At 66.6% G+C, this 17,149-nt stretch carries 10 protein-coding genes; 2 read left to right on the top strand and 8 right to left on the bottom strand.

What is annotated here, in order from left to right; all coding sequences use genetic code 11:
- Positions 1 to 8: 8 nt before the first annotated feature.
- The 5 genes from GTY47_RS39510 to GTY47_RS39490 form a co-directional block, all read right to left on the bottom strand.
- Positions 9 to 209 (bottom strand): hypothetical protein, encoded by a 201-nt coding sequence (locus tag GTY47_RS39510; RefSeq protein ID WP_010042715.1) that lies wholly within the window; start codon positions 207 to 209, stop codon positions 9 to 11.
- Positions 210 to 371: 162 nt separating this feature from the next.
- On the bottom strand, positions 372 to 1,841 hold the full coding sequence (locus tag GTY47_RS39505) for a UvrD-helicase domain-containing protein (protein ID WP_010042711.1): 1,470 nt from the start codon (positions 1,839 to 1,841) through the stop codon (positions 372 to 374).
- Positions 1,838 to 2,314 (bottom strand): hypothetical protein, encoded by a 477-nt coding sequence (locus GTY47_RS39500; RefSeq protein ID WP_173937217.1) that lies wholly within the window; start codon positions 2,312 to 2,314, stop codon positions 1,838 to 1,840. Before GTY47_RS39500 ends, GTY47_RS39505 begins: the two co-directional genes overlap by 4 nt.
- Positions 2,315 to 2,316: 2 nt before the next feature.
- Positions 2,317 to 3,183 carry a DUF6083 domain-containing protein gene (locus GTY47_RS39495; protein WP_029181374.1) on the bottom strand — a complete coding sequence of 289 codons (867 nt, stop codon included), beginning with the start codon at positions 3,181 to 3,183 and terminating at the stop codon, positions 2,317 to 2,319.
- 171 nt (positions 3,184 to 3,354) lie between these two features.
- Positions 3,355 to 3,618, bottom strand: a complete 264-nt coding sequence (locus GTY47_RS39490; protein WP_010042702.1) for a helix-turn-helix transcriptional regulator — start codon at positions 3,616 to 3,618, stop codon at positions 3,355 to 3,357.
- Between the two features lie 640 nt (positions 3,619 to 4,258).
- Between GTY47_RS39490 and GTY47_RS41545 the strand changes: the two genes are divergently transcribed.
- Together GTY47_RS41545 and GTY47_RS39480 are read left to right on the top strand one after the other, a co-directional pair.
- Positions 4,259 to 4,807, top strand: coding sequence for a hypothetical protein (locus tag GTY47_RS41545; RefSeq protein WP_231911011.1), 549 nt, complete (start codon positions 4,259 to 4,261; stop codon positions 4,805 to 4,807).
- A gap of 224 nt (positions 4,808 to 5,031) precedes the next feature.
- Positions 5,032 to 5,664: a hypothetical protein gene (locus GTY47_RS39480; RefSeq protein WP_010042698.1), complete on the top strand. Its 633-nt coding sequence runs from the start codon at positions 5,032 to 5,034 to the stop codon at positions 5,662 to 5,664.
- Between the two features lie 136 nt (positions 5,665 to 5,800).
- On the opposite strand, the gene GTY47_RS39475 is transcribed toward GTY47_RS39480, so the two are convergent.
- The 3 genes from GTY47_RS39475 to GTY47_RS39465 all read right to left on the bottom strand — a co-directional run bounded on the left by GTY47_RS39475 (position 5,801) and on the right by GTY47_RS39465 (position 16,977).
- Positions 5,801 to 6,025 carry a bacteriocin immunity protein gene (locus GTY47_RS39475; protein ID WP_010042696.1) on the bottom strand — a complete coding sequence of 75 codons (225 nt, stop codon included), beginning with the start codon at positions 6,023 to 6,025 and terminating at the stop codon, positions 5,801 to 5,803.
- A gap of 709 nt (positions 6,026 to 6,734) precedes the next feature.
- Positions 6,735 to 13,148 carry an RHS repeat-associated core domain-containing protein gene (locus GTY47_RS39470; RefSeq protein ID WP_010042694.1) on the bottom strand — a complete coding sequence of 2,138 codons (6,414 nt, stop codon included), beginning with the start codon at positions 13,146 to 13,148 and terminating at the stop codon, positions 6,735 to 6,737.
- Between the two features lie 160 nt (positions 13,149 to 13,308).
- Entirely contained in the window at positions 13,309 to 16,977 is a 3,669-nt protein-coding gene (locus GTY47_RS39465) for a LamG domain-containing protein (RefSeq protein ID WP_050810277.1), read from the bottom strand.
- Positions 16,978 to 17,149 lie beyond the last annotated feature (172 nt).

The following is a 17,149-nucleotide window of genomic DNA, read 5'->3' as shown; positions in this document are numbered from 1 at the left end:
ACGATCAGTTACTGGTCGGCTGTCGTCTCGGAGTTAGGGACGTGCTCGTGTTTTGCCGCGGCAAAGCACCGGCAGGCGGTGCCGCCGGTGTTGACGATGCGGCCGCCGCGCATGGCCTCCTTGAGCGAGTCGAGCGTGGCGACGGCGTCCGGGGTGTCGATTATTTCGTCCGGTATGGGCCTTCTCCTCTGCCTCTGTGCTGGCTTCACACAGTGCTCGCTGAGGATGCCTGTCCCAACTATGGGTTGTCACCGCAAAAGCCCGGTGGGACTCTGGCTTCGGGCGGAGAGCGACGCGCCAGCCATCGTAGAAGAGCAGGGTCTCTGCGACGCGGACCCCGGCCTGCCCCGATCCGGTCATGGGCAGACGCTTCAGGAGGCTGCCAGGCAGGTTCCAGTTCCGTCTGGGTGTTGGTTAATCCAGGACAGGCCGCCGAGGTCGAGGCGGCAGCGGGTACGGGTGACAGCCACATAGGCCAGGCGGGCTTCACTGTCGTCGATGGTGCGGGGCGCAGTATGGTCTGGTGGACTCGTGTCCCGGGGTGGGGTGAAATCGTCGGCAATCTTCACGCACGCCCATTCGCGACCTTTGGCCTTGTGCGCGGTGGAGACGCTGACTTGGGCCTGTGATTCGGGGACGAGCCGGGCCACGGCGGCGAGGATGGCGTCCGGACCGTGGGTATCGACGAGATCGACGAACGGCTGCAGGTCTCGTCCCGCTGGGTCGTGGGCAGCGTAGTCCTGCAGTTCACCCCAGGTGGGGAAGAGGACGAGTTCGGGGTGGAGGGTGCGGCGGCCTTCTTTCAGGTCACGGGCGGCTTGGGCGAGGACGCGCAGGCTGTCTCCTCCTCCGACCAAGCCGACGTGGCATCCGGCGTCCATCAGGGCCATGACTTGGGTCATGGCGCCGACGTTGGTGCGGCACAGGACCGCGTCCGGGTGGGCGACGAAGCCGAGTTTGGTGGGTACGGTCTCGGCTCCGGTCAGGCGGATGGGGGCGTTGGCTAGGTCGAGCCAGCGGTTGGCTTCCGCGGCGAGCTGGGGCCCGAAGCGGAACGACTGCGAGAGGGTGAGCTGGGTTCCGTCGAAGCCGGTCATGACGTCTTTGGCTCCGCGCCAGTGGTAGATGGCTTGGGCGGAGTCGCCGACCATGACCAGTTGGGCGTGGCTGCGCTGGTTGAGGAAAATGTGCTCGACGACGGGGTTGGTGTCCTGCGCCTCGTCCAGGAGCAGGAAGTCGGTGTCGATTTGGGGCTGGGTGAGGGCCCAGATTTTCAGGTAATGGTCGTGGTCGAAGCGGACGGCGCCGTCATCGGGGTTTTGCAGGTCCTTCCAGGCTTTGTGGGCGAAGGGCAGGAGGTGAGCGGCGAGTTCACGGTGCAAATCTGTGTCTTCCAGGCCGCGGAGTTTGGGCACGTGGTGGCGCGTGATCTTGTCGTCGGCGGTATGGCAGAAGCGGGTGACGGTACGCAGGACTGCGTTGGACAGGGCCCGTTGGGAAAGGTCGCGGTCTCCGATACGGATGGCTTTAGTGACGCCGAGGGCTTGTCCGGTCTGCCAGGCCGGGCGGCGGGGTGCGTTCAGGCGGTGGGCGTAGCGGTGGCCGACAGACGCGTAGGCGAGAGCGTGTGCTGTCTTGCACTGGACGGTGGCGGGGAAGCGGGCGCGTGCGTCCTGGGCCATGGCGCGGTTGTAGGCGAGATAGCGGCCGCAGCGTGGGGTGGTGCGGGCTAGCAGGGTGAGGGTGGTGGTCTTGCCGGTGCCGGCTCCGGCTTGCAGGGCGAGGTGGTCTCCGGTGTGGAAGGCGTCGGCTGCTGCTGTCTGTTCGTCGGTCGGGTTCATCGTGTGGGTCCTTGCTGGGGGCGGGTGAGGGCGTGCCCGACGGCGGCCAGCAGATGCGCGGGTGTCGTGTCGGCGAGCAGGTGGTGTACGGCGCGGTCGAGGCGTTCGGCGCCTTGGTCTGCGTGCTCGGCCAGGGCTCGGTGGAGGGCCTCTCGTACGAAGCGTTCGGGGGTGAGGCCCGCATTTTGGGCGTCGCGTTCGAGGGCAGTGTGGATGGCGGGCGGGAAGGCGAGGTTGAGCAGGACGTGTCCGTGCGTGTCCGGGTAGTGGGTGGTGATCACGTCGATGGGCAGCCGGTCGGTGAGACGTCGGCGCAGGCGGTGGGCGGCGCGTTCGGGGGTTGTGGCGCCCGCGAGGGCCATGAGGCGGGTGGCGTCGTGGTTGGCGGCGAGCGGCCAAGCTTGGGTGGCGTGGCGGTGTTCGGCCGCCGTCAGGGGGCGGGTGAGGGCGATCTCCAAGGCGTGGTGGGGCATCGTCACCGGCCTTTGAGGTGGCGGCCCGGAGGGTGGGGCATGCGGGTGCGGATGTGTGCGGCGTGCAGGAGTGGGTCGAAGGGCTGCCAGCCGGCCAAGGCTAGGTCGGCGGCCCCGGGGGCGGCGGCGTGCTGGGGGCAGCGCTGGGCGCGCCAGCGTAGCTGCTCGCTGTAGGGCAGGTGGTTCAGGTCGTAGACGGCCATCAGGACGTTGGGGAGGGCCAGTTGACCGCGGTGGGATCCGGTGGGCATCAGTCTCCAGACACCGGCGGGTGCGGTGGGGGCGAGGACGGGGTGGGTGCAGCGGCGGCGGTGGCGCGTCTGGGCCACGCAGCGGATGTGTTCGATCGTGTTCTCGGCGAGGTAGCGGCACAGCAGCATCTGCACGACGGGGCGGGCCGGGTTGTCGGCGTCGGAGTCGGCGGCCTGTGTGGTGGCGGGGGCCGGTTCGGGGGCGAAGGCGCCGGTGTCGGTCAGGCGGCGGGTGTGGACGGCGAGCTGGCGGCGGAGCGCATCGAGGTGGGGGCCGGTTCGGCAGAGGGGGGTGCGGCGGGGGCAGAGTACGGCGTGCGGGATGCGGCACCACGGGCTGCCGTCACCGTGCGGGTAGGCGATGCCGCTGCTGAGGTGCCAGCGGCAGGATTCGGGGACGTGTGGGGTGGCCAGTTCGGTGGGGTGCAGTGCGATGGGCCGCTGGTCGGCGCGCTGGTAGAGGTCGATGCGGTTGCCGCACTGACGGCATCGGCCGCTTTGGCCGGTGCGCAGCAGGCGGCTGGGGCTGGTGCCGGCTACCTGCAAGGGGCGGGGGCGTCGGGTGGGGCGGCGGCTGCCGTCCCAGTGTCGGCCGGTGGGGGTGGGCGTGGTGCGCATGACCGGGACCGTGCCAGGCGACACGCATTGATCCGCAACACTGCGGTGCGTGTGTCCCCCGGCCGGCTCAAGGGATCCGAACAGACGATCTAGCAGGCGACCTTATGTTCGGCGCCTGCTCGCCGGATCGGGTGATTTGCAGTGTGGCTCGAGGCGGGGGGGCGCAGGGCGTCAGGAGCCGTGTTCGCCAGGCGGGGTGTGGTCGTGGCAGAGGGTGCCGAGGAGGTGCTCGATGGGCACGTCAAAGGTGTGGGCGAGGGCATGCCAGGTGGTGACGCTGCCGGTGGTGCGCCCGTGCTCGAGGTCGATGAGGGTGCGCCGGGCCAGGCCGCTGCGGCCGGCGAGTTCGTCGAAGGTCCAGCCGCGTTCTCCCCGCAGGCGCGCGAGGTTGACGCGCAGCGCGGTGAGGTCCGGATCCGGCGGCAAGATCGTCACCCCACCATCCGACGGTGCAGACCCCTGCCCTGTCAGTGCAGACTTCTGCACTATTTGCCAAGGTGGGATCACCGATCACGGTGCAGAGATCTGCACTACCGTGCGTCTTCCGGTCCTCTGGCACAGGGGGCACCGGCCATTTCGGGGCGGACACAGACGGGAGGACGACGAGCCCATGAGGCTTGCCGGCGCGCATGCTGCAGTGCGGCGCATCTGGACAGTGGAACTGCGGCCGCGAGCGGGCGGCCACACTCTCATCTGCCCCACCTGCACCGCGCACACGTCGCCACTCACAGGGCCTTCCGCGCGGTCGGCCGTCATGGCTCATCTCGCCCGTCACGCCCGCGCCGACGCGCTGCCCGCATATCTGCGCAGCTGCCAGTGCCGGATGCGGGGTTGCGTGTGGCATCCGCGTCACCGCGGGTGTGCCGGGCCGGTGCTGCTCGCTCTCACTCGCGACCGCAGCGGCCGGACCTGGCGGCTGGCTGACAGCTGCGCGGCCTGCGCAGCGGCGACCAGCCACACCGCAGTCGTGCCCGACACCCTCCCGGGCGGCCCACGACCGCTCCCGCCCGCCTGTCCCTCCCCGTCTGGGCGTCAGCCCTGCCCTGGACTGCCCGAGCGGGTGCGGGTGCGGGAGATGCTCACTTACCTTGGCACCGCGCTGCCTCGGTTCACCTCCCCCGCGGCCCGGCTGCTGGCCCTGCAGTGCGCGCTGCGCGCGGATGCCCTTGGTCGGGTCCGGCTGCCAGCAGGCCTGCTGCGAGGCATGCGTCTGCGCGCCAACGGCGAGTTGTGGCTGGAGCTGGCCCATGCCGGCTGGCTGGAGCTGCCGGACTTTCGCGCGCTGCCCTTGCAGTTGCGACTGCTCGATGCCGCGGTCCTGGACCAAGCTCCCGGCCGTCGGGCTCGCTGCCGTGCCGCCCACTGGGCCCTGCGCCCCGCGCCGTTGGCCCTGCCGGCCGCAGCGCCCGCCCTGCGGCTGGCCGCTCTCGTGCTGGCCACCCACTCCCCCACCGAGGCCGAGCACAGCCCCGACATGGACGTCCTCGCCCGCCTGTGCGGGCACTCCCCGCAGCAGACCAGAGAACTACTCGACCGGCTGGTGACCACAGGCACCCTGAGCGCATGGCAGCACAACCGAGTCACCGACGAGGTGTTCTGGCAGTTGCCTCAGTCGCAGACATGAACTCATGCCTGCAAGCCGCCTCGTTGGGCACCGGGTGCCGCAGCTTTTGAGGCCAGCGCCGGGCCAGCGAAAAGACCGGGAGGGAACAACTGGCTCCGTATGTCCGTACCATCTCTACACCAGAGCATCGTGCGGCACATGCGGGCTCCCGGCCGGGGCACCGAGACCTCGCCGAAGTCAGGCATCCCCGCATCGCGGTCACACGCCGAGGAAAGGTCAGCATCATGCCCGAGACAACAACTCCCGCCACGGAACTGGCATCGCAGTACATCGCCCGAGTGACCGGCGACCTGGAGACCAATCTCAAGGAGCAGGAACGTATCAGTGCGGAGATCGCCTCCCTACAGGAGCAGCTTGCCTCCCTGCAGCATGACCACACCGTGCTGGTGAACATGCGCCAGGCGCTCGGCGTCTCAACGGCCCCTGTCGAGCCTGCGGTCGAGACCCAGAGCGCCAAGGTTCCCTCTCCACGGCGGAAGAAGGCCGGCGCTGCGCCCGGCGGAAAGCAGAAGGCGCGTAAGTCCTCTTCCCCGCCGGCCAAGAAGGCGGCAAAGCCTGCGGCCAAGGCGGCGAGTTCAGCGAAGGCGCCCCAGCCCACCCTGGTCGAGCTCATTCGCCGCCACCTCTCCGAGCAGAAGGAACCGCGCTCCGCGGCGGAGGTCGCCACCGCGCTCGGCCAGGCTCACCCTGATCGCGACTTCGCAGCCAAGATCGTGCGCCTCACGCTCGAGGGGCTCGTGGCCAAGAGCCAGGCGGAGCGCTCCAAGCAGGGCAGGTCCGTCTTCTACACCGCCCCCGCCCCGGAGTCGGCGGCTACGCCCGAAGCCGAGGCTCAGCGCGAACCCACTGATAGCTGACGGTGCAGGAGGCAATGCCGAGGCGCCCTACCAGCAGGCCACAGCTCACTCATATACGACGGAGCTCCGCCAGAGTGGTCAAGGCGGAGCTCCGAGGTGCCACAGGAATCAGATGGTTAGGCCTTCGAGGTCGCGCTCACAGCTCGATAGGCCTGTAAGCAAGAGCTGCATCCACTACTTGCTCCGCCGTGGCCTCTTCTGTCAACCCCTCCGACTCAGGATAGTAAATCAAGTCAAGCACCCTGGGGTGCGGCACGCTCTTCTCGAGCAACTCGACCATCTCTTCCTCGTCCTCTTCGCTGATTTCCGCAGCCATAAATTTGCGAACGATCTCAACAAGCTGTTCGCGGGAGGTGCTCATATTTTCTCCCGGCCCCTGCGGCCGCAGAACCGGCTCCACGGCACGGCGCCGCAGCAGCCCGGGCCGCCGACGAGGCGCCCGCTCACCTGCTCGCCTTCGACCTGCTGCACCTCGCGGGGACGGAAACGATCGCAGCAGCCACGGACGACCAAACGGCATGCCAGAGTTGCACGTGCAGTAAGCGGCCGCACGGACCGACCGTTCGGCCAAGCCGGGCGACCAGGCGTGCGGCTGCACGGCTACCTGACGTACACCTATCGCACTGCTTGAAGCGCTGCGCGCCAGCTGCCAGCTTCAGCGGTATGAGCACGGCATGTGGACGTCGAGCAGAGGATGATCGAGCAAGGTGAGTCTCCATGCTCACGTGCCCCACCATTCTGAGGGCGGCCAGTCATCGTCGGCCACCCTCAGGCCATTACGTCAGTCGATAATACGGAGTGCTGGACACTCCCTTACTCGTAGACCCGTGCAGCCGCCACTAGTTTTGCCACAGTGGCCCAGGTTTCGCCTGAGGGGAGTGGCTTTCCAGACCTCCGAAAAACCTCATCGCAGTCCGAAATCCAAGCGGACATCGCCTCCAGAAGTGCTGGAATATCCACATTCTCCCACCCTTCCGGATTGTCTGTGAAATCCTGGGCGGCAGACAAGAGGAAGTTGGACAAGGCTTCTCGATCGTTAACCGAGTTTGCTTCTTGCCAGAAATCCACAACTACCTCACTCTGATCGATGTTCCGTCGTTCTTAGTGGTAAATTTCCAGGCTTCTTGCTCGACTTGGCGCGGGGTGGCCTTGACAAATTGCACAGGGACACCTGCCTCCTTAAACGCATACAAGCGCCTGTTATCGAGAGAATAAATGTTTCCGTCTCGCTCGAATACACGAATCGGAGCAATATCCTCTGCTCTCTTTTCCCCGCTTCTCAACTGAGCCACAGTCTCATCGAGAGAACGGCCATCCTTGTAACTTCCCTTGATACTGTCCTGGGTATACCGAATTTTCTCGGGGTTCATTTTACCGGCAACCGGCAGCCCACGCGGCGGTCCCGGCTTGGGGCGACCAGCACCGCCAGGCCCTACCGGGACAGTGTTGTATTTCGCATCCTCACACGGGTACCCAGGGTTACATACAGGCCCTTCGATAAGCCTCCGGAGGAGTTCCCCTATGCCCAGCTCCGGCTGGGGGCCATAGAGGTCGAATGAGCCGTACGGGTTGTTATTGCCCTTGTTTTCCTTCTTATCCCCCGGCCCGGTAACCACCTTGCACATTCCGGTCGGGCTCATACCGGTACATGAGTAGCGAGGACCGCTGTTGATGCTCCCGGAGCTATCGGTGCTCGCCGTTCCACCACCGAGGCCAACGCTTTCGCGTGTCCCGTCGTAGGGGCCGTCATAGGGCGGCGGGCCATAACGTTTATCCGGCTTCTGGTGCCCCAGCTTGCCGCCGTCATCGGGCATGCAGTGACCGTTGCCAGGGTCTATGCACAAACCTGTCGGATCGCTGAATGTGACAGGCGTGTTGTTCGCGTAGGCATAGCCGTTGAGGGACTGGTGCTGATCGACGGCGAGTATCGGATCGACGCTGATGAACTGGCCGATCGACGGGTCGTACTGGCGGGCGCCGACGTGAGTGAGACCCGTGGATGCGTCCGACGGCTTGCCGAGGAAGGCCTTGTCGTCGGGCCATGTGGTCGCCTTCGGGCCCCGTACATCACCGAAGGGTGTGCTGAAACGCTTAGTGATCGCGTACGTGCTCGCCTCGAGGGCAATGCTTGATGTGCCGTGGTGGTCTGCGGCCAGGAAGTTGAGCTTCGTGCCCGAGGTGCCCGACGCCGCCGTGCGCACCGCGATGGTTTGGCCATTGGCGGTGTAGTAGCGCGTGCCGGAGAGGGTCTTCGTCGTGCCCTTGACTGTCAGGCGGATCTCGTTGCCGCCGGGCAGGTAGAGGACGGTGTCGCCATCACCCTTTGCTCTGCGCAGTAGCAGTTCGCCGGCTGCGTCGTGGAGGTAGGTGGTCTCCTTCGTGCTCTCGGTGAGTTTGGTCAGTTCACCTTCGTTGTTCCAGGCCAGTGTCTGCTGGGCTGTCGGACCGGGGCGGGAGGTGGTGTTGCCGCTGCTGTCGTAGGAGTAGCTGCCGGTCCGGGCGCCGGTGGTCTTGTCCAGCGTGTGCGGCTTGGTGTCCTTCGTCGTGTCGTCGTAGGTGTAGGTGGTGGTCTGGTCACCTGAGGAGGTGTGCTTGGTTTCGGTCTTGCGCTGTCCAGCCGGGTTGTAGGTGTAGGAGGTCCAGTAGGGGGCTGAGCCGTCGATGTTGGCCATCACCCGCCCGGAGGCTGTGCAGTCCGCGACCTTGGGGGTCCAGGCCTCGGTCAGACGGCGGTAACCGTCGTAGGCGAAGCACTGGTAGTCCGCTTTGGCCGTTCCGCCCTGGGTGGTGCCGTCGAAGATGGACGTGACGTTGCCGGCGTCGTCCTGGGTGAACTTCAGCTCCTGGGGCATGTAGCCGTGCACGTCATCGGTGACGTAGGAGCGGGTGAGACGGCGGGTGCCCGGCTCGTGGTCCCAGTTGAGATATGCCTTTTTCGACGAGGTCGCGGGATCCATCCCGAGGGCGAGTTGGCGCAGATCGCCCTGAGGGGAAAACGTGGCGCTCTGGAGATAGCCGGTGGTGCCGCTGGAGGTGATCTGGTGGCCGGTCGAGTCGTACTTGTAGGAGACCGTCTCGGAGGGCAGCCCTCCAATGGCCGGCGCGGCGTACTGGCTGGTCGTCCCGTCCAGGTTGAAGCCGGTGCTGAACGACAGGCTCTTCGGCACGCCGGCGGTCACCAGAGGCTCGGTGTCGGGCAGCAGCAGCTGGCTGCCGGTGACCTGGTAGAGGTTGTCGTAGGCGGTGACCTTCTGGGTGTATGCCTTGCCGGTGAGGCCGCCGTCGTAGCGGACCGCGGTGTCTTGCTGCCCCTTGGCGAGGGTGTCGAATGTCCAGGCTGCGAGCTTGTTGGTGTCCGTCTTGGCGACCTGCCACATGCCTGTCTTGCGGCCGAGGTCGTCGTACTCGTAGAGCAGTTTCTTGTTGGTGTCGGCGTTCGGCGTGGTGCTGACGGCCTGGTCGAGGGTGTTGTATTCGGTGGTGCTCTTGCCCTTGGCCGGGTCTGTTGCCGTGACCTGTCGGCCGAACAGGTCGTAGGTGTAGGACCACTTGGCCTGGTCAGGGCCTGTGATGGTTTCCTGCTGGCCTGCTGGCGTGTAGCTGAGAGTGGTTTTGGTGAAGTCGGTTCCAGTCGGTTGCGGGCCGCCGTACTCACGGCGTTCGGTTGTTTGGCCCAGGGCGTTGGTCACTTCTGCGGTGGCCTGGCCGCCGTTGGGGGCGCTGGTGCTGACCGTGTCACCGGTATAGGAGGTGGTGGTCGTCCAGCGGGTGGTGCCGTGTGTCTTGGTGACCGCCTTGATCGGGCGGCCGGCGCCGTCGTAGGTGGTGTCCGTCTGAATCGGTGCCTGACCGGCGGAGGTTTGCACCGGGGTGGATGTGGGGGCTGAGGTGCTGTCCCAGATGTCCGACTGCTGGCTGGCCGCCAGGCCTCTGGTGTCGTAGAGGTTCAGCGAGACGAGCCGACCGCCTTGCGGGGTCGGTGACTGGGTCTGGCGGGTGCGCAGCAGTGAGTCGTAGAAGGTGTAGCTGGTGTTGTAGCCGGAGCCGTCGCCTTTCAAGGTCCCTGTGGACACCCAGGACATGGCTGAACTGGTGACGTTGTAGGCGTAGACGTAGTTGGGTGTTTTATTCAGTGCCTTGAGGCGGTTGGGCAGCCACACCTTGGTCAGGCGACCGAGACTGTCGTACTCGGTTTCTGTGACCTTGTTGTTGGGGTCGGTCACCTTCCGTGGCGCGCCGGTGACGTAGTCGACGTTGGTCGTCGTCTTGTACAGCTTGGCGTCTTCGACAGTGGTCTCGGTCAGAGGGCCGGCTGCGGTCGGGGTGTAGGTGGTCTTGGAGACCTGGAGGCCGTTGGTGTTCTTGACGATGAGCGGGCGGCCGAGCGTGTCGAAGGTGGCAGTGGCCACCTTCTGCCAGGCGGGCGCATCGTCACTGCCGTAGCCCTTGGCCCGTCCGGTCCAGGTCGCGTCTCCCTTGGTGGGTGTCTGGGCGGCTGACCAGGCGGTGGCCGTCGCGTCGTCGTAGACGGTGGCGGTGTCGGCGATGACGTCACCGGGACGGCTGGAGTCGGCCGGCAGGTCGAGTGCCGAGTCGGCGGTGGAGCAGGGCTTGGCCACTGTCCGGGTGCGCGATGCCAGGGAGTTGATGCCCTTGGCGTTGTTGCGGGCGTACCAGGTGCGGGTGCACTTCTCGTCGCCGGTAACCGCGGTGTCGCCCTGGTCCTCGACGGTGGCGGCCATGCCGTAGTCGTCGAAGGTGGTCTTTACCGTGCGCACCCGGTCGTAGGGGGCGAGCTTGCTGGTGATGTTGGTGCGGGAATGGGTGGCACCGGTGCGGACGTAGTACGCCTCAATGTCCGCGTAGGACTTGTGCTGGGTTGCGGTGCGCTTTGACCAGGGATCGTTGATCGTGCCGGCGACTTCGGTGGTGCCGTTGTAGGTGACCGTCTCGCGGGTGAATCCCGCGTACTGGTCGGAGTCGGTGATCTTGCTGGCCTTGATGCCGGGAACTTCCGCCGTTTTGCGGGCGTCTGGATCGGGGGTCTTGCCGTCCGGCCCCAGGACGCGGTCGCCGTGCATGCCGCGCAGGTACACGGTGACCGTTTTGCTCTGGGTTCCGGTCGAGATGCCGGCGAGGTGGGTGACCTTCTCAAAGCCGCGCCAGATGGACCAGGTGCGCTCCTTGGCTGGGGTGAGCGGGTCCTCGTTGTAGTGCCAGGCGCCACCATTGGAAGAGTACTGGTAGGTGTGCTGCACCGCCTCCGAGCCGCCGCGCGGATCGGTGGTCTGCACCGCACTGACCGGGTACTTCTGGAACCAGTCGAGGATGGGATCCTGTTCGCCGTTGGGGGACCAGTACACCGGGTAGCAGCGCGTGGTGTTCTGGTCGACCTTGGGCATGGTCTGGCCGGCGGTGCAGTCGGCGTCCAGGTAGGTGACGATGGTCTGCGCGCCGGTCTCGGAGGTGACGGTCTTCAGGCGTGGCTTGTGCAGGGGCAGGATGTCGTCGGTTCCGTCGACCCGGTTGGCTCGCATCTCGTGTGTGAACTTGACGGGGTCCAGCGACAGGTCGGTGCCGCGCTTGCCGGTGTGCTTGATCTCGTCCAGCCACAGCGACTGATCGGAGGAGTCACCTGTGTCGCCCGGGTCCAGGTAGTTCTGTTTCAGGGACCAGACGTCCACAGGGTCGAAGGCCGGGGTGGTGGCCGCCGCGTTCCACGCGTAGGTGGTGACGGTGGTGAGCCGTTTGCGGGTGAAGAAGGTCGGGCCGGTGTTGCCGGTGCACTTGGCATCGTCCTTGCAGACGGCGTCGAACGGCACGTCCGGCCAGTTGTCCCGCTTGTCCTCGGTCAGCGAGTCGCAACCGGTGCCGGATGCGAGGCAGCGCTCCGCGTAGTCGAGGACCACCTTGTTCGAGGCGTCGGGAGAGCCGGAGAACAGGGCGCTGGCGCGCTGGCCGTAGCGGATCTCCTTGAGGTAGCCGCCGCGGACGTAGTCGGTGCCGGTGGTGTCGTCGCCGAGCTTGTCGTAGTTGTTGTGCTCGGCCGTGTACCAGTAGGACATGGCATTGTCGTGGGTGTCTTCGACGTAGTCGAGGTTCCACCGCCAGGCCTGAGTCTTGGAACGGCCGGAGAACGAGGTTCCGTCGGCGTAGCCGGGCTCGCCTTCGTCGTCGCCGAACACGGGTACGGTCCACACCGACCGGGTGCGGTCGTCGGTTCCGGCGCCCTCCAGCTTGTTCAGGCCGAAGACGTACTTGGTGCCGTCGCCTGTGATGACCGTCCAGTACTCGCCGTTGTCGTCACCGTTGTCGGCGTCGGTGGAGCGGGTGACGGTGGAGGCGTCGTCGTTCTTCAGCCGCCATTTGCCGGTGGTGTCGTCCTTGACCAGCTCGGTGGCCTGGCCGTTGAGGACGAGAGAGGCGTTGTCGTACTTCCAGCACAGGTCGAACTTGTCGTCATGGCCGTCGTCGTCACAGGAGCCGTACTTGCGCTCGATGTAGGACGAGGTCAGGTCGAAGCCCTCGCCGATCTGGCTGCCCTGGTTGTTGGTGCTCGCGGTGCGCCCGTCGACGGCACCTGAGTCGTACGAGAGGGACAGCGTGGGCTGGGGCCCGGCTGCGGCCGGCGGCACCCGCAGAGGGTAGGACCAGGTGAACGTGCCCGAAGAACCGCCTGCTTCCCAGGTCGAGGAGGCCGACAGCGGGGTTGCCTTGTAGTCACCGGCCCCGGACTGCGTCCCAGCGGCCAGTGCCAGCATCATGGGCGTGCCGGAGGATGGCAGGTTGATGGGCGCCGATACCTGCTTCTTCGAGCGATCGTTGGTTGAATCGAGTGGGAGGCGTTTGCGGCATTTCGCTGTGGTCGGATCCGTCAGCGAGCAGCCGGGCAGGCGCGTGAGCTGCAGGCGACCGGCCCAGTCGCCTCCGTAGGCGGAGGCAAAGGCCGAGTAGTCCAGGCCCAGCCGCCTCTTGCCGCCGTTCTTGGGGCCCGTGAGTTTCAGGGCGACGCCTTTGATGCCGAGCTTCGCCGCCGCCTTCTGATCGAGGACTTCAACCGTGATGGGCTCAGCTGCCTGGCTCTTGGCCGGGGCAGTCAGGGTGATAGGCAGGGTCCCAGGGTTGGCTTTGGCGGTGCCCTTGGCCGGCAGGCTCACGTGCGCTTTGCCTGCCTTGGGCCAGGTGGTCTGCTGCGAGCGGTCACGGCGTGCGCGGGCAATTGCCGCCTGGTCCGCTTCCGCGGACTTCTTCACCGTGGCGGCGGCCTTCTTGTTCACCTTCGCGGTGAACGGGCTGACCTTGGCCGAGCGGGCCTCCTTCAGACGGGGAGCGCCCAGGGGGTCGGAGTCAGCGGCGAAGGCTACGGGGGTGAGCAGGCCGGGGAGCATGGCCAGTCCAGTGGCTGCGGCCAGGCGGCGGGACCAGCGTCTGGTGATCTCGCTCCTGCGGCCCGGGCCGGAGCCGGGTATGCCGAGGGGGTTCATGTCGTGTCTTCCTGTACGGCGCCGGGGCGGCGCGCCGGACGCGGGCCGTCGAGACGGAGAAAAAAGAGGAGGGGGAAAGGGGGCCCGATCTGCCGACGCTGGGTGGCCGGGCACGCTCGCGCGGCCGTCCAGCACCGACAGATCTGGCTCAGGGCATGTCTCAGGTGGTGTTGGGCGTGTCCAGCACCTGGGAGCGAACCTGGTCGGCGGTCATGGCTCCGGTCCAGAGCCTGAGGTCCTGCAGGCCGCCGGGCAGATAGTTGCCAGTCTTACCTGAGGCGGTTCCGCGGCCTACGCTCAGCTCACCACTGCCCTGCTGCGGCGTGGAGAAGCCGGGCGTCTCCTCCGATGGCTGGTCGAATTCGCCTACGTAGAGGTGGAGTTGTCCGTAGCGGGATTCCGTTGTGCCGTCGGTGGGACTGGTCCACTCCCAGGCCTCTTGTGCGTCAAAGGTGCCCGTGATCTGGACCCACGTGTCGGTGGCGGCTACGTCCGCTGCCCGCACCTGCGCGCTCTGGGTGACCTTGCCGTCCGGCCCCACTGCGGTGCGGGTGAACTTCCACTGGTAGATGCCGTCGCCGGGCTTCATTACCCACAGCGCCCACGAGGACTCTCCGCTCAGGCGCTGGGCGGCTACCTGTGCCTGGTATCCGACCGGCTTGGCGTTGAGGGCCGCTGAATCGAGGCGGACGCTCGCCGACACCGTGAAGGAGCCGGTCTCGTCGACCACGGGTCCGGTGGCTGCGGCGTACCCGGCGGTGCCGTTCAGGAACAGCGCGTTGTCCTCCTCGTTCAGCGTGGCGCCGGATCCGGACAGTGTCATCGACGACAGCGGATAGGCCGTGGTCTCCGCGACCTGGGTGCCCTTGGCGGTGGTGGCGTCCCAGTGCGCGACCAGTTCGTTGGCCGGCACTCCGCCCTGCAGCACCCTGGCTTCGTTGGCGACCTCAGCTGGCTGCAGGGCGCGCTGCCAGACAACGGCTTCGTCGAGCAGCCCGAAGTGGTGGTCGACGTACTTGCCAGCCGCCTTGGAGCGGCCGAACTGCAGTCCCCCGCTTGCAGTCCACGGGGTGTACGTGGGGGCGGCCTTGGACAGGACGACCGGCTGGCCTTGGGGCTGGCCGTTGATGAACAGCTGGATGGTGTCGTTGGCCGGATCGGTGTCCGGGAGGTTGTCATCACCCTCGGTCTTGAAGACGCCCGCCACATGCGTCCACACGTTGAGCGGCGGGTTTTCCTGGTCGGACAGCGAGCGGATGTACACCGGGCTCGCCGAGTCCTTGTCTGCGCGGTTGAAGACCCACTTCTTGTACGCGGCGGAGTAGTAAAGCGTGAAGGAGCTGCCGTTCGTTCCCGGCGCGGACAGCACGGCCCGGTTGGCGGAGGCGTTGGACAGCTGCACCCAGGCGGAGACGGCGAAGGAGTCTCGGGTGTTGACCGCAGGGGCGGACGTGGCTGCGTAGCCGGTCTGCTGAGCCGGGTCGCTGGTGTCGTCGTTCAGACGCAGCGCGTAGTCCGCCTCGCCGCGTCGCGCCCTGGTCGACCAGCCGGTCCCTTCCTCGCCGACCAGCGTTGCGTCATGCCGAGTACCGACGGTGGCGGTGTCCTTGGCGGTCGTGGTGCCCGAACCGGGAACTCCGTCGAAATGCCAGCGACCCACCGCTTCCTGAGCCGTGGCTACCTTGAAGGTGAACTCCTGATAGGCGCCCCACCGGTTGTAGACGTCCTTCGCGCGTACCGATAGCACCTGGGTGCCTGACAGCGGCGGGGTCACGTTCGGGACGGTGACCTTGAGGGTGCCGGCGACCGGTTTGGCAGGTGTGGACAGCAGCTTCCACTCATAGCCAGTGATATCGGTTTTGCCGCTGGTGTTGATGTCGGCGGTGTTCGGCTGGAAAGTGAAGGAGCCGGGCACGCCCGGGCCCCCCTTTCCTTCGCAGACGTTCGCTGCGCATGCGGTATACGGGGAGCCGGCAGTGATGCGGGGCGGCTTCGGCGCCGTCGAGTCGATCTTGAAGTAGCACCAGGAGCTGTAACCGGAGAACAGGTCGCCGGACTTTCCGCTGTAGGACCAGTGGGACTGGGTGCGGGCCTTGTAGCGGTACAGGCCGCCGTCGGCCCGGTTGCTCATGCGGAGCTTTTCCAGCGTGCCGTCCGGGTGCCAGCCGGTATCGGGCGCATGGCCGGTCCACACCTGGTGCCAGGCCGCGTCGTCGCCGCGTTCCACAACGTACTCGGCCTGCAGGGATCCTTCCTGGTCGCCCTTGTTGGACTCGACCTTCGTCTGGACGCGGGCCTGCACGATGGGGTCCTTGCGGGTGACGATCAACGGGTCGCTCGAGGACTTCTTGCAGTACGCGGTGGTGCCTTCACCAGGGATGAGGCCGACGTCGGTGGGCGTGCCCGGCTTGTAGGCGAAGATGACCTGCAGTTCGGCGTTGTCGTCGAACCGCTTCCAGGCGCGTGGCTCGCCTTCGTCCTTGGCCCGCAGCATCAGTGTCAGGCGGCTGATCTTGCCGTCCGCGAAGGAGCGGACGGTGTTCTTGAGGTTCTCGTCCGCCTCGTCGGGATTGTCGTTGAACTCGATCCAGGCGTCGGGCTGGTCGGGCGTGCACAGGTCACCGCGCCCGGCGGAGACATACCGGTCGCCCATCTGGTCCAGTTGCTTGGGGCCCGGCCACCGGGTGCCTTCGGAGATGTTGTCGGTGCGCTCGAGGTCCACCCAGTAGGGATTGCAGTTGTACGACCAGGTCTCGCGGGCCCGGAAGGTGGCGTCCAGTACGTACTTGCCGGCGAGTTTCGTCGGGGCGAACTCGAAGTACATGCGGTCGACGTAGCCGGTTCCGCACGAATAGCCGTCGGCAGTCCCGCACTTGCCGACGCCTTTGCCGCCGTCGAACATCCAGAACTTGTCGCCGTCGGAGGAGATTTTCGTGCGCTCCTGGGCACCCAGGCCGACGGAGGGGTCGATGTACACCGGGTAGACGGTGTCCTTGCCACGAAGCAGGTCCAGGTCGGGGTGCACGGCCACGGTGTCGTTGTCCACCTTGACCGGCAGTACCGCGCTGGCATCTCCTTCGCCCGGTTGTGAAGGATCGTCTTCCCCGGGCTCGTTCACGACCGCCTCAGCCTTGGCTGCCAGGAGTTGGGGCTGCGGACCGGACTGGGTGTCATCACCGGCCGAGTCCCACATCTGCCCGGCCGGCCCTCTAAAGAGGGCATTGCCGTCCTCATCGACGGCCCGCAGACCGCCACCGGCACCAGGAACCACGGTCAGCCCGTCGCCGGATGCGGTGAGCTTGACCTGCTCTAGCTCGGGATTGGCGGCGGCGGCAGGCGTCGTCACGACGAGTACCTCGCGGTACCCCTCGGCAGTCGCCGTCAGTTGCAGATCCACCCCGTCCAACACATCGGCATAGGTGGCTGTTGCACCCTTCAAGGTCGGCTCGGGCAACGGGTCGCCCCAGCCGAGGGTGACGGACCGGCCGTCTTTGCCCATGCGGAGCATGTCGGAGCCGGAACCACCGCCGGAGAAGGACAGGTCGACCGCGGTTCCCTTGGGGACGATCCGCCCATCAGGCCGACGCTCCAGCGTGGGATCAACGGGCCGCCAACTGCCGTCCTCCCGCTTGACGCGCTGAGGCGTGGAGGACTGAGTGAGCAGGAAGGTGCCGTCCGGGTTGGCGTGCGTGGTGGAGTACTCGGTGCGGTCAGCTATCACCTCCACGGGCTCGCCGGAAGCCTTCGCCTGCTCCAGTGCGGTCGACTCGTCCACAACAGTGGCCGCTGCAGGCGTGGTTGCCGCTGCCGCCGCCGCAGCCGGCAGCATCGGCAGTGCGGACAGCACCAACGATGCGGCCACACCCCCCAGCAGCATCCCGCGCGTTCTTCGCGCACGCAGAACGAACACAGCCCCCACCCCCCGCTTCACGGAGCCCACCCTCCGTCACAAAATTCACACAGGAAGCACAGAGTTAATGCAGAGTTACCGACCGAGTCAA

Origin of the sequence: Streptomyces sp. SID5464 (assembly GCF_009862985.1) — a bacterium.
Taxonomy (GTDB): Bacteria; Actinomycetota; Actinomycetes; order Streptomycetales; family Streptomycetaceae; genus Streptomyces; species Streptomyces chartreusis_D.
This window is presented reverse-complemented; position numbering and strand designations above follow the sequence as displayed.